Consider the following 12,601-nt stretch of genomic DNA (forward strand, 5'->3'; position numbering starts at 1 on the left):
GCTTCGGTGATCGAGAGCTCTGCGTCGTCGTGGAGATCGACGGTGCCGCTCCTCTCCTGATCACCGGGGGGCAGGGTCAGGGGGTGTGGTCCAGGAGGGCGGCGTAGAGGGTCAGGCCGGGGCCGAAGGCGAGCAGCAGGATACGTTCGGCCGGGCGCTGCGCCCGCAGCAGCCGGTCCAGGATCAGCATGACCGTCGCCGAGGAGCAGTTGCCGTGCGCGTCCAGGGTGGCGCGGGCCGTGTCCAGCGCCTGCGGCGGCAACGCCAACTCGCGTTCCACCACGTCCAGGATGCGCGGGCCGCCCGGGTGCACCGCCCAGCCGCCCACCTCCGCCAGCGTCGCGCCGTGCCGCGCCAACAGGTCGTCGACCAGGCCCCGGACGTGGCGGGAGAGCACCTGCGGGACCTTCGGCGACAGCCCCATCCGGAAGCCGGTGTCGGTGACGTCCCAGGTCATGTGGTCCGCCGTGGACGTGTCGGTGACCGCGGCGACCTCGCGCAGCGCGTACCCCCGGCCGCCGGGGACGACCACGGCGGCGACGGCGGCGTCCGAGAAGAGGGCGTGGGAGACGATCTGCTGGGTGTCCAGCCCGGCCGTGGCGGGCTGGATGTGCAGGCTGGTCAGCTCCGCGCAGAGCAGCAGCGCCGGCCGCTGCCGGGCGGTGACGAAGTCGCCGGCCGCGCCGAGCCCCGGCAGGGCCGCGTAGCAGCCCATGTGGCCGACGACCATGCGCTGGGTGTGCGGGGCCATGCCCAGGTCCCGGGCGAGCAGGATGTCCAGGCCGGGCGTGGCGTACCCGGTGCACGAACAGACGATGAACAGGCCGACGTCCCCGGCGTCCAGGCCGGCGGCGGTGAGCGCCCGGCCGACCGCCTCCTTGCCCAGCGGCAGCGCCTCCACCTGGTAGCGGCGCATCCGGCGCTCCGTCGGCCAGTCCGAGACGTCCTCCAGCAGCGGGTTGACCGCCGCCTGCCGCCGCGTCACGCCCGAGTTGGCGAAGATCCGCTGCGCGAGCGCCCGGGTGGCGTCGGGGAAGTGGCCCGCGAAGAAGCCCGACCACAGCTCGTCCTGCGTGGCCCCCGGCGGCTGCGCCGTGCCCAGACCCGCGATCACCGGTACGGCCACGTTCCCCACCTCTCGTTCGCGTACCCCACGTCGTCACCAACGAGAGGCGGAGCTGTCGCGGTCCGGTCTGAGCAGTACCCCGGCGCGGGCCCGGCTATCCGCAGCGGACGCCGCGCCCCTGGTAGAGCACCGCCGTCGACCAGGTCGGCCTGATCCGAGGTTCCCGCCCGGCCGGCGACGGGCCGCTGCGCACCGGGGGCCGACGGGCGGCCCGCAGCCGACGGGCCAGCCAGCGCAGGGTGCCGCCCAGCTCCGGCCGGACGCCCCGGACCCGCAGGTCGACGCCGTGCCGGGCGCACTCGGCGACCAGCGCCCGGTCGTCCACGAACAACCGTGGATCGTGGATGCCCCGGGGCACCGTCGGCAGCCGCTCGCCGATCTCCACGGCGACCAGCCGGCTCAGCGCGGTGTCGTTGAGCGTGTCCAGCACCAGCAGGCCGCCCGGCCGCAGCAGCCGGCAGGCCTCCGCCACGGCGGCCCGCCAGTACGGCACGTGTTCCAGCAGCTCACCGGCGGCCACCACGTCGGCGCAGCCGTCGGCCAGCGGCACGGCGGTGGCGTCGCCGTTGACCGGGGTCACCCCGTGCGCGGCGGCCTGGGCCAGGGCGGAGCGGGTGAGGTCGACGCCGACGTGCCGGTAGCCCTTGCCCGCCAGGTGCGGGGCGAGCAGGCCGGCGCCGCAGCCCAGGTCGACCAGGAGGGCGTCGGGCCGGGTGGCCGGCGGCACCAGGGCCGCCCGGGCGCGGGCGAGCCAGTGCAGCATGGCGAACGCACCGTCCGGACGCCACCACTCGTCGGCCAGGTCGTCGTACTGCCGGGGATCGTTCGGCGGCAGCACGCGCGGCCGGTCGGACACCGGGGACGATCCGTCAGGCATGGCACCGAGCGTGGCACGACCGGGCGGTAACGACCAGACTTCCCATATGGCGACGACGGTGTTAGGGCTGCTCAGGGCAAGTCACCCGGAGCCGGCCGCAGCGGTGACCGTGGTGGCGGGGCTGCTGGCCGTGGGGGTGGGGCACCGCCCGTCCGGGGTCGCCGCGGTGGCGCTCACGGTGCTCGCCAGCCAGCTCGCCGTCGGCTGGTCCAACGACCACCTGGACGCCGACCGGGACGCGGCGGTGGGGCGTACCGACAAGCCGGTCGCCGCCGGCGCGGTGAGCCGGCGCGCGGTGGGGCTGGCGACGCGGGCCGCGACCCTGGCCACGGTGCTGCTCGCGGCGGCGACGACCAACCGCACGGCGGCGGTCTGGGCGACCGTGGCCCTGGTCTCCGCGCTGGCCTACAACCGACCGCTGAAGTCGACGCCGTTCTCCGTGCTGCCCTACGCGGTGTCGTTCGGCGCGCTGCCCGCGTTCGTGGTGCTCGCGCTGCCCGGCGCCCCCGCCCCGCCGGCCTGGCTGGTGGCCGCCGCCGCCCTGCTGGGGGCCGGGGCGCACTTCGCCAACGTGCTGCCCGACCTGGCCGACGACGCCCGGACCGGGGTGCGGGGGCTGCCGCACCGCCTCGGCGCGGCCGGCAGCCGGGTTGCCGCCGCCGCGCTGCTGCTCGCCGCGACCGTCACCCTGGTCGCCGGGCCGCCCGGGCCGCCGTCGTGGTTCGGGCTGTCGGCGGTGGCGACCGCCGCGCTGGTCCCGCCCCTGACCTGGTACGCCGGCCGCAACGCCCGCCGTTCCGGCGACCGGGGGGTGGCCGCGTTCCGGGCCGTGCTGCTGGTGGCCCTGATCGACGTGGTGCTGCTGGTCACCGGCGGCCGGATGCTCTGAGTGCCCGGGAAGGTGGTGGTGCCGGGTCGGCGTGCGGGTCTCGATCAGCCCCAACTACCCTGAAGCCGGTCTGCGCGGGTATGGCCACCGTGCCCGGCGACGGCCGGGTGGGGATCGTGACGAGGAGGACCGACGTGACGCGCTCGATCAGGGGTTCCCGGCGGGCGGCCCTGCTGCTGTCCGGCGTGGCGGCGGCGACCGGCCTGCTGGCGACCGGCTGCGGCGCCGGCCAGGTGGCCGAGACCGCCATCAAGGAGCCGTCGGTCCAGGGCGTCAACACCCAGACTGCGGACAACGCCTACAAGGTGCGCGGGCTGTACGTGGAATACCCGGGTCCGGGCGGCTACCAGGCCGGCGCGAACGCCGCCGTCAACGCGGTGCTCTACAACGACACGCAGAGCCCGGTGACGGTGACCGTCACCACGGACGGCGCGCGGGACATCGTGATCAGCGGCGGCGCGTCCGCCTCGGCGAGCCCGTCCGCGTCGGCCAGCGAGTCGCCGTCGGAGGGCGCGTCGCCGTCCGGGTCCGCGTCGCCGTCCGAGGGCGCGTCGCCGTCGGGTTCCGGGTCGCCGTCCGGGTCGGCCGGCCCGTCCGAGGGCGCGTCGGAGGGCCCGTCCGCCGCGCCGAGCCCGTCGGCCCCGGCCGGCGAGCCGGCCCGCTTCGAGATCCCCGCCCTCGGCTACGTCCAGCTCAACGTGCAGGGCGGCCGGTCGCTCCAGCTCGTCGGCCTCAACCAGGCGCTGCTCGCCGGCCAGCAGGTCAACCTGACCTTCGACTTCGGCAACGGCCGCACCATCAGCACCCCGGCCCCGGTCGGCGTCCCGCTGACCCCGCTCCCGCAGCCGTCCCAGATCGTGCAGCGCGAGGGCGCGCACGGCGCGGAGGGCGGCACCGAGGGCTCCGGTCACGACTGACCCGCCCCGAGGAGACGACCCGGCGCCGCCGGCGTGGCACCCGCCATGCCGGCGGCGCTTCGTCGTACGGGGGGACTAACGTTCCGGTGTGACGACGCCCCGATCGACACCCTCCCGGGCGACCCCGCGCGGCCGGGCCGCCCGCGAGCCCCGCCCCGCCTACGAGTGCGACGCCTGCGGCCACCAGCCGCCCAAGTGGGTGGGGCGCTGCCCCGAGTGCGGCGAGTGGGGCTCGGTGGTCGAGTGCACGGTGACCGGCCCGACCGTCTCCGGGCGGGTGGTCAGCTCCCGGATGCCGGCCGAGCCGGCCCGGCCGATCGCCACCATCAGCGCCGCACCGGCCAAGGCCCGCCCCACCGGCGTGAGCGAGCTCGACCGGGTGCTCGGCGGCGGCCTGGTGCCCGGCGCGGTGGTGCTGCTCGCCGGCGAGCCGGGGGTCGGCAAGTCCACGTTGCTGCTCGACGTCGCCCAGCAGTGGGCGGCCACCGCCGGCAGCCCGTCGCTGGTGGTCAGCGGCGAGGAGTCGGTCAGCCAGGTGCGGTTGCGCGCCGAGCGGATGAACGCCCTGCACGACCAGCTCTGGCTGGCCGCCGAGAGCGACCTCGGCGCGGTCCTCGGCCACCTCGACGCGGTGAAGCCGGGGCTGCTGGTGCTCGACTCGGTGCAGACCATCTCCACCGCCGGCACCGAGGGGGTGCCCGGCGGGGTGACCCAGGTGCGGGCGGTCACCGCCGCCCTGGTCGCCGTGGCCAAGGAGCGGGGGGTCGCCACCGTCCTGGTCGGCCACGTCACCAAGGACGGCCAGGTGGCCGGGCCCCGCGTGCTGGAGCACCTGGTCGACGTGGTGCTGCACTTCGAGGGCGACAAGCACTCCTCGCTGCGGATGGTGCGCGGCGTGAAGAACCGGTTCGGCGCCGCCGACGAGGTCGGCTGCTTCGAGATGCACGAGGGCGGCATCAGCAGCCTCGCCGACCCGTCCGGGCTGTTCCTCACCCGCTACTCGGAGCCGGTGCCGGGCACCTGTGTCACGGTGGCGATGGAGGGGCGGCGGGCCCTGGTCACCGAGGTGCAGGCGTTGATCGGGGCGACCGTGGCGGGTTCGCCCCGACGCACCGTCTCGGGGCTGGACGGGGCCCGGCTGGCGATGGTGCTGGCGGTGCTCCAGCGCCGCGCCGAGCGGCTGACCCTGCACGACCGGGAGGTCTTCGCGGCCACCGTCGGCGGCATCCGGGTGGTGGAGCCGGCGGCCGACCTGGCGGTGGCCCTCGCGGTCGCCTCCGGCGGCCTCAACCTGGCCATCAACCCGCACCTGGTGGCGATCGGCGAGGTCGGCCTCACCGGCGAGGTGCGCCGGGTCGGCGCGGTGCCCCGCCGGCTCGCCGAGGCGGCCCGGCTCGGCTTCCGGGTGGCCCTCGTGCCCCCGGGGTGCGGCCCGGAGAGCGCCGGGGCGGGCCCCGAGAACATGCGCGTGATGGAGGTCACCGACGTGCGCTCGGCGCTCCAGTGTGCCGCCCGCGCATCGGCGGAGTGACCGACGGTGGCCGCCGGGTCGGACCGCCGGTGCGATTCCGGACAAGCGCGACGGGCCTCCCGACGCGGTCGGCGGGGGGCATCGTGACACATCACAGTAACCACGACAGCACCCACCGCACGCCAGTCCGTAGACTGTGCGCGTGCCGATCGACCGCGATGCCAGCAAAACCGCCGGCGCGACACCCCACGCCCGCACCGGTGCCGTGGGCTCGCCCGCCCGTCCGATCAGCGTCAGCGTGACCGGGAGTGTCGGCGGCGCGAGCGGTGATCCGCTGCGGGCCAATCTCGCCCTCATGGCTCCCGGCACCGCGCTGCGTGACGGCCTGGAGCGGATCCTGCGCGGTCGCACGGGCGCGCTGATCGTCCTGGGCTACGACAAGGTCGTCGAGGGGCTGTGCACCGGCGGCTTCCCTCTCGACGTGGAGTTCTCGGCGACCCGGGTCCGGGAGCTGTGCAAGATGGACGGCGCGGTGGTGCTGTCCAGCGACGGCACCCGCATCGTCCGGGCGGCCGTGCACCTGATGCCGGATCCGTCGATCCCCACCGAGGAGTCCGGCACCCGGCACCGCACCGCCGAGCGGGTGGCCCGGCAGACCGGCTACCCGGTCATCTCCGTCAGCCAGTCGATGCGGATCATCAGCCTCTACGTCAACGGCCAGCGGCACGTGCTGGACGACTCGGCGGCCATCCTGTCCCGGGCCAACCAGGCCCTGGCCACCCTGGAGCGCTACAAGCTGCGTCTCGACGAGGTCTCCGGCACCCTCTCCGCTCTGGAGATCGAGGACCTGGTGACGGTCCGGGACGCGGTGGCGGTGGTGCAGCGGCTGGAGATGGTCCGCCGGATCGCCGACGAGATCGCCGGCTACGTGGTGGAGCTGGGCACCGACGGCCGCCTCCTGGCCCTCCAGCTCGACGAGCTGATGGCCGGCGTGGACGCCGACCGCACCCTGGTCATCCGCGACTACCTGCCCGCCGGCCGCAAGTCCCGCACCCTCGACGAGGCGCTGGTCGAGCTGGACCTGCTGGGCGCCACCGAGCTGATCGACCTGGTCGCCGTGGCCAAGGCCATCGGCTACCCGGCCGCCTCCGACGCGCTCGACGCGGCGGTCAGCCCGCGCGGCTTCCGGCTGCTGGCGAAGGTCCCCCGGCTGCCGGTGGCCATCGTCGACCGGCTGGTGCTGCACTTCGGCAGCCTCCAGCGGCTGCTCGGGGCCACCGTGGAGGACCTCCAGGCTGTCGAGGGCGTCGGCGACGCCCGCGCCCGCGGCGTCCGGGAGGGGCTGTCCCGCCTCGCCGAGGCCTCCATCCTGGAACGCTACGTCTGACGTTCCGGAACGCTACGTCCGACGCTCGCGTCGAGCCGGCGGCAGCGGGGCCTGGCCGACGGGGTCGGAGCCTGACCGGCGGGCGGGCCGGCGTCAGTCGGTGATGGTGAGCTTCACCGGCGAGCTGAGCTTGGTGTCGAGCCGCCCGAACACCTGGTAGGCCCCGGCCGGCGGCAACGGGCCGTTGGCGAGGCCGTCCTTGCAGCGGCTGGTGTCCCGCCCGTTCCAGTCCACCTGGTACGACCGCTCGAAGCCGGGCGTGAACGACTGCACGTCCGAGCCCTTGACGTTGCCGCAGGTGTCGGAGGACCAGACCTTCTCCGCGCCCGACTTGACGAACAGCTCCTGGAAGTCCGCGCCCACGTCCCGGCTACAGGTGCGGTCCGACCTGTTCTTGATCTTGAGCTGGAGGCTGACCACCGTGCCCTGCGGGGCCGACGTCGGCAGCACCACGGGCGTCACCGAGATCTCCGCGTCGGTGCACGTCCCGGCGTCCGCCCCACCGGGCCCGGCCGGAGCGCCGTCGCCGCCGGAGGGGCCGCTCGACCCGCCCTGCTCGCCCCCCGACGAGCCCGGGTCGCTGCCCGGATCGTCCGACCCGCCGGGCGGGAGACCGGTCTGGGGCGTCAGCACCGAACCGCTCGGCTCGGGCACCGCCGACGGGTCGCCGGCGCCCGGGGACGCCGTCGGAGTCGGGGTCGACTTCGACTGCGGCGTGGTGCCCGTGTTGCCCGCGCCGTTGCAGGAATAGAGCAGCACGATCAGGAAGAGAAGGCCCGCTCCAAGTACGACGGCGCGACGCCGCCAGTACACGGCGGGTGGCAGGGGGCCGACCGTCAGACGCATGATGCCCCCACCGTAGCGGCGCGACGCACCGTCGTCGGGCGCGACGCGCCGGAGCACCCTCGGCTCACCGTGACGACCCTCCACTCACGACAGCGACCCCCCGCCCGGGGCGGCGACCCCGCCGGCTGCGGCCCGGCGGCCGGCGGTGCCGGGACCGGTCACTGGTAGACCTTGCGCTGGTAGATCGCGTGCGCTCCGGCCACCCGGTCGAGGAAGAGCAGGCCGTGACAGTGGTCGATCTCGTGCTGCAACGCGCGCGCCTCGAAGCCGTCGGTGACCAGCCGCACCGGCGCGCCGCTGCCCGGCAGCAGCCCCTCGACGACCAGACGGCTGGCCCGCTTGACGTCGCCGGTGAGGTCGGGCACCGACATGCAGCCCTCCCGGCCGCTCTTCCACCGGGTCGCCTCCACCACCCGGGCGTTGCACAGGACGAACGTGCCGTGCACGGTGACCGCCTTCGGGTGGCCGGTGACGTCCACCGCGAACACCTGCGCGCCCACGCCCACCTGCGGGGCGGCGAGGCCCACGCAGCCCGGCGATACCCGCATCGTGGCGATCAGGTCGGCGGCGAGGCGGACGATCTCGTCCGACGTCGGGTCCACCTCCGGCCCCGGCCGGCTGAGCACCGGGTCGGGGGCGGAGACCACCGGGCGCACCTCGCCCGGCACCGGCAGCGCCGCCGGGGTCCAGCCGGCGAGGCCCGCGTACTCCGTCGTCACAGCAGGTCCGTGTCCGCCGGGCGGAGGCTGACCCCCACGCCCAGCTCCGCCGCGGCCAGCGCCAACCGGCCGGCCACCTCGTCGAAGGTGCCCGGCGGCAGGTCGACCTCGGCGACCACCACGTAGAGGGAGCCGGTCAGCCGGGTGCTCAGGTCGGTGACGTTGCCGCCCGCGTCGGTCAGCACCCGGGTCATCGCCGCGACGATGCCCATCCGGTCCGCGCCGTGCACCGCCAGCACGTACGGCTCACCGGCCGGCGCGGCCGCGCCGTCGGGGGTGACCGCCCGTACGGTGGCCAGGAGCTGACCGTCGGCGGCGAGCGGGGACAGCGCGGCCTCGACGTCGGCGGCGGCCGGGCCCACGCAGATCAGGGTCATCGCGAAGTGGCCCCGCAGCCGGGTCATGGTGGAGTCGGTGAGGTTCGCGCCCAGCCGGGCGAGCACCTCGGCGACGTCGGCCACGATGCCGGGCCGGTCCCGGCCGATGACGGTGATCGCGAGCTCGCTCATCCGGGCATTCTGCCCGATCGGGGGGTGGCCTCCGCGACGCCCCGCCCGGCCCGCCCACCCTGCGGGAAGGTGGCCCGTGACATGATCGACGACGCGATGTCCGAGCACACCTTCGCCACCCTCGTCAGCCGGTGGTACGAGCGCAACGCCCGCGACCTGCCGTGGCGCGTGCCCGGCGTGGGCGCGTGGGCGATCCTGGTCAGCGAGGTCATGCTCCAGCAGACGCCCGTGGTGCGGGTGCTTCCGGCCTACGAGGCGTGGCTGGCCCGCTGGCCCACCCCCGCCGCGCTCGCCGCCGACACGCCCGCCGAGGCGATCCGGATGTGGGGGCGGCTGGGCTACCCGCGCCGGGCGATGCGGCTGCACGACTGCGCGACGGCGATCGTCGAGCGCCACGGCGGCGAGGTGCCCGACCGGCTGGAACACCTGCTCGCCCTGCCGGGGGTCGGCACGTACACGGCGCGGGCGGTGGCCGCCTTCGCGTACGGGCAGCGGCACCCGGTGGTGGACACCAACGTGCGGCGGGTGGTCTGCCGGGCGATCGCCGGTGAGCCGGACGCCGGCCCCGCCACCCGCCCCGCCGACCTGGTGGCCACCGAGGAACTGCTGCCGCCGGAGCCGGCCGGGGCCGCCCTGGCCAGCGCCGCGTTCATGGAGCTGGGGGCGGTCGTCTGCACCGCCCGGTCGCCCCGGTGCGCGGTCTGCCCGGTGGAGTCGGTCTGCGCCTGGCGGGCCTCCGGTCAGGCGGCGCCCGCCGGGCCGACGCGGCGTCCCCAGCGGTACGCGGGCACGGACCGCCAGGTGCGCGGGCTGCTGCTGGCGGTGCTGCGGGAGGCCACCGGCCCCGTGCCGCGTCAACGGCTGGACCAGGTGTGGACCGACGACGTCCAGCGCTCCCGCGCCCTGGCCGGGCTGGTCACCGACGGCCTGGTGGAACCGGCCGGCGGGGAGTCGTTCCGCCTCGCGGGTGACGGCCCGCCGGTCCCGGCCCCGGCCCTGGACGCCTGACCCGTCCCTGGTCCCGCCCGAACCCGACCCCGCACTGGTCCCGCCTCGCCCGGACCGGGCCGGAAGGGCCGGCGGAGGGGGAAACGGGCGACGGCCCGGCGGCGAGAGCCGCCGGGCCGTCGCCCGTTCTGTCGTCCTGCCCCTCGGGTCAGGCGGCCTCGGTGCCGCCCAGCTCGGCGGGGACCGCGTCGGGAACCTCGGCGGGTCGGTCCGAGCCGCGGAACACCAGCTTGGACTTGTCGATGTCCTCCGGGTCGCCCTCGCAGTCGACCACGATGATCTGGCCGGGGGTCAACTCGTTGAACAGGATCCGCTCGGACAGGTTGTCCTCGATGTCCCGCTGGATCGTGCGCCGCAGCGGGCGCGCGCCCAGGACCGGGTCGAAGCCCTTCTTCGCCAGGTACTTCTTGGCGTTGTCGGTCAGCTCCAGCCCCATGTCCTTGTTGCGCAGCTGGGTCTCGATCCGGGCGATCATGATGTCCACGATCGAGAGGATCTCGGTCTGCCGCAGCTGGTGGAACACGATGGTGTCGTCGATCCGGTTGAGGAACTCCGGCCGGAAGTGCTGCTTCAGCTCGTCGTTGACCTTCTGCTTCATCCGGTCGTAGTTCGACTCCGAGTCCTCCGACGCCTGGAAGCCGAGCGACACGGCCTTGGCGACGTCCCGGGTGCCGAGGTTGGTGGTCAGGATGATGACCGTGTTCTTGAAGTCCACGATCCGGCCCTGGCCGTCGGTCAGCCGCCCGTCCTCCAGGATCTGGAGCAGGGTGTTGAACACGTCCGGGTGGGCCTTCTCGATCTCGTCGAAGAGGACCACGGAGAACGGCCGACGCCGCACCTTCTCGGTCAGCTGCCCGCCCTCGTCGTAGCCGACGTAGCCGGGAGGGGCGCCGACGAGCCGGGACACCGTGTAGCGGTCGTGGAACTCGGACATGTCGAGCTGGATGAGGGCGTCCTCGCTGCCGAACAGGAACTCCGCCAGCGCCTTGGACAGCTCGGTCTTACCCACGCCGGACGGGCCGGCGAAGATGAACGAGCCGGACGGGCGCTTCGGGTCCTTCAGGCCGGCCCGGGTGCGCCGGATGGCCTTCGAGACGGCCTTGACCGCGTCCTCCTGGCCGATGACGCGCTTGTGCAGCTCGTCCTCCATGCGCAGCAGGCGGGAGGTCTCCTCCTCGGTCAGCTTGTAGACCGGGATGCCGGTCCAGTTGCCCAGGACCTCGGCGATCTGCTCGTCGTCGACCTCGCTGACGACGTCGAGGTCGCCGGCCTTCCACTCCTTCTCCCGCTGCGCCTTCTGGCCCAGCAGCTGCTTCTCCTTGTCGCGGAGCTGCGCGGCGCGCTCGAAGTCCTGCGCGTCGATCGCGGACTCCTTGTCGCGGCGCACCTGCGCGATGCGCTCGTCGAAGTCCCGCAGGTCCGGCGGCGCGGTCATCCGGCGGATCCGCATCCGCGCGCCCGCCTCGTCGATCAGGTCGATCGCCTTGTCCGGCAGGAAGCGGTCGGAGATGTACCGGTCGGCCAGGGTGGCGGCCGCGACCAGGGCCGCGTCGGTGATCGAGACGCGGTGGTGCGCCTCGTACCGGTCGCGCAGACCCTTGAGGATCTCGATCGTGTGGGCCAGGGACGGCTCACCCACCTGGATCGGCTGGAACCGCCGCTCCAGGGCGGCGTCCTTCTCCAGGTGCTTGCGGTATTCGTCGAGCGTCGTGGCGCCGATGGTCTGCAGCTCGCCACGGGCCAGCATCGGCTTGAGGATCGACGCCGCGTCGATCGCGCCCTCCGCCGCGCCCGCGCCGACGAGGGTGTGGATCTCGTCGATGAACAGGATGATGTCGCCCCGGGTGCGGATCTCCTTGAGCACCTTCTTCAGGCGCTCCTCGAAGTCACCGCGGTAGCGGGAACCGGCGACCAGCGCGCCCAGGTCGAGGGTGTAGAGCTGCTTGTCCTTCAGCGTCTCCGGGACCTCGCCCTTGATGATCTTCTGGGACAGGCCCTCCACCACGGCGGTCTTGCCGACGCCGGGCTCGCCGATCAGCACCGGGTTGTTCTTGGTGCGGCGGGACAGCACCTGCATGACCCGCTCGATCTCCTTCTCCCGCCCGATGACCGGGTCGAGCTTGCCCTCGCGGGCAGCCTGGGTCAGGTTCCGACCGAACTGGTCCAGCACGAGGCTGGTCGACGGGGCGGCCTCGCCCGTCGTCGTGCCGGCCGCCGCGGGCTCCTTGCCCTGGTAGCCGGAGAGGAGCTGGATCACCTGCTGACGCACCCGGTTGAGGTCGGCCCCGAGCTTCACCAGGACCTGGGCGGCGACGCCCTCGCCCTCGCGGATCAGGCCGAGCAGGATGTGCTCCGTGCCGATGTAGTTGTGGCCGAGCTGCAGCGCCTCGCGCAGCGACAGCTCCAGGACCTTCTTCGCCCGCGGCGTGAACGGGATGTGCCCGCTCGGCGCCTGCTGGCCCTGACCGATGATCTCCTCGACCTGCTGACGCACACCCTCCAGCGAGATCCCCAGACTCTCCAGGGCCTTCGCCGCGACACCCTCACCCTCGTGGATCAGGCCCAGCAGGATGTGCTCCGTACCGATGTAGTTGTGGTTGAGCATCCGGGCCTCTTCTTGGGCCAGGACGACAACCCGTCGCGCTCGGTCGGTGAACCGCTCGAACATGCCCTCGTGCTCCTCACGTGCCGTGCGCCTTGATGGTCAGATCTCGGCGGGGCCGGTGCGCGGACGTCCGGGACGGGCGTCCTTGCCTCATTACTCTATCGCCGCGGACCGACTCCGCTGAGGTCGTGTGTCCTCCGCGAGGGTCCGGTACGCGTCGTTTTAGCCAACCGTCCGCGCTCAGGGC

General features: G+C 74.3%; 11 protein-coding genes. 5 read left to right on the forward strand and 6 right to left on the reverse strand.

Annotation, left to right across the window (positions count from 1 at the left end; translation table 11 throughout):
- Window positions 1-76 precede the first annotated feature (76 nt).
- Window positions 77-1,126 (reverse strand): type III polyketide synthase, encoded by a 1,050-nt coding sequence (locus O7633_RS16470; protein WP_282328406.1) that lies wholly within the window; start codon window positions 1,124-1,126, stop codon window positions 77-79.
- 94 nt (window positions 1,127-1,220) lie between these two features.
- Window positions 1,221-2,003, reverse strand: coding sequence for a methyltransferase domain-containing protein (locus tag O7633_RS16475; protein ID WP_282328407.1), 783 nt, complete (start codon window positions 2,001-2,003; stop codon window positions 1,221-1,223).
- Window positions 2,004-2,049: 46 nt separating this feature from the next.
- Between O7633_RS16475 and O7633_RS16480 the strand changes: the two genes are divergently transcribed.
- From O7633_RS16480 to disA, 4 genes are all read left to right on the forward strand, one after another.
- Window positions 2,050-2,892 carry a UbiA family prenyltransferase gene (locus tag O7633_RS16480; protein ID WP_141723604.1) on the forward strand — a complete coding sequence of 281 codons (843 nt, stop codon included), beginning with the start codon at window positions 2,050-2,052 and terminating at the stop codon, window positions 2,890-2,892.
- 134 nt (window positions 2,893-3,026) lie between these two features.
- On the forward strand, window positions 3,027-3,809 hold the full coding sequence (locus O7633_RS16485; RefSeq protein ID WP_282328408.1) for a hypothetical protein: 783 nt from the start codon (window positions 3,027-3,029) through the stop codon (window positions 3,807-3,809).
- An 88-nt stretch (window positions 3,810-3,897) separates the two neighbouring features.
- Window positions 3,898-5,340, forward strand: coding sequence for a DNA repair protein RadA (radA, locus tag O7633_RS16490; protein WP_043965049.1), 1,443 nt, complete (start codon window positions 3,898-3,900; stop codon window positions 5,338-5,340).
- 142 nt (window positions 5,341-5,482) lie between these two features.
- Complete coding sequence (gene disA, locus O7633_RS16495) at window positions 5,483-6,667, forward strand: DNA integrity scanning diadenylate cyclase DisA (protein ID WP_074472796.1); 1,185 nt, start codon at window positions 5,483-5,485, stop codon at window positions 6,665-6,667.
- Between the two features lie 93 nt (window positions 6,668-6,760).
- On the opposite strand, the gene O7633_RS16500 is transcribed toward disA, so the two are convergent.
- From O7633_RS16500 to O7633_RS16510, 3 genes are all read right to left on the reverse strand, one after another.
- Window positions 6,761-7,513 carry a hypothetical protein gene (locus O7633_RS16500; protein ID WP_178066625.1) on the reverse strand — a complete coding sequence of 251 codons (753 nt, stop codon included), beginning with the start codon at window positions 7,511-7,513 and terminating at the stop codon, window positions 6,761-6,763.
- Window positions 7,514-7,671: 158 nt separating this feature from the next.
- Window positions 7,672-8,232, reverse strand: coding sequence for a peptide deformylase (locus O7633_RS16505; RefSeq protein WP_278129798.1), 561 nt, complete (start codon window positions 8,230-8,232; stop codon window positions 7,672-7,674).
- A complete protein-coding gene (locus tag O7633_RS16510; protein WP_074472292.1) occupies window positions 8,229-8,741 on the reverse strand; it encodes an ACT domain-containing protein in 513 nt (170 codons plus the stop codon). The genes O7633_RS16505 and O7633_RS16510 overlap by 4 nt, the downstream gene beginning before the upstream one ends.
- 96 nt (window positions 8,742-8,837) lie before the next feature.
- Here O7633_RS16510 and O7633_RS16515 point away from each other — a divergent pair, with 96 nt between their 5' ends.
- Window positions 8,838-9,749 (forward strand): A/G-specific adenine glycosylase, encoded by a 912-nt coding sequence (locus O7633_RS16515; protein WP_282328578.1) that lies wholly within the window; start codon window positions 8,838-8,840, stop codon window positions 9,747-9,749.
- 148 nt (window positions 9,750-9,897) lie between these two features.
- Here O7633_RS16515 and O7633_RS16520 read toward each other — a convergent pair whose 3' ends face one another.
- Window positions 9,898-12,417 (reverse strand): ATP-dependent Clp protease ATP-binding subunit, encoded by a 2,520-nt coding sequence (locus O7633_RS16520; protein ID WP_178066628.1) that lies wholly within the window; start codon window positions 12,415-12,417, stop codon window positions 9,898-9,900.
- Window positions 12,418-12,601: the final 184 nt, after the last annotated feature.

Origin of the sequence: Micromonospora sp. WMMD712, assembly GCF_029581295.1 — a bacterium.
GTDB classification, from domain to species: domain Bacteria; phylum Actinomycetota; class Actinomycetes; order Mycobacteriales; family Micromonosporaceae; genus Micromonospora; species Micromonospora carbonacea.

What these genes read in the sequence shown, in the direction of transcription:
- O7633_RS16475 (WP_282328407.1), bottom strand. Translation starts at nt 2,003, where the DNA reads ATGCCTGACGGATCGTCCCCGGTGTCCGACCGGCCGCGCGTGCTGCCG.
- O7633_RS16480 (WP_141723604.1), top strand. Translation starts at nt 2,050, where the DNA reads ATGGCGACGACGGTGTTAGGGCTGCTCAGGGCAAGTCACCCGGAGCCG.
- O7633_RS16500 (WP_178066625.1), bottom strand. Translation starts at nt 7,513, where the DNA reads ATGCGTCTGACGGTCGGCCCCCTGCCACCCGCCGTGTACTGGCGGCGT.
- O7633_RS16510 (WP_074472292.1), bottom strand. Translation starts at nt 8,741, where the DNA reads ATGAGCGAGCTCGCGATCACCGTCATCGGCCGGGACCGGCCCGGCATC.
- O7633_RS16515 (WP_282328578.1), top strand. Translation starts at nt 8,838, where the DNA reads ATGTCCGAGCACACCTTCGCCACCCTCGTCAGCCGGTGGTACGAGCGC.
- O7633_RS16520 (WP_178066628.1), bottom strand. Translation starts at nt 12,417, where the DNA reads ATGTTCGAGCGGTTCACCGACCGAGCGCGACGGGTTGTCGTCCTGGCC.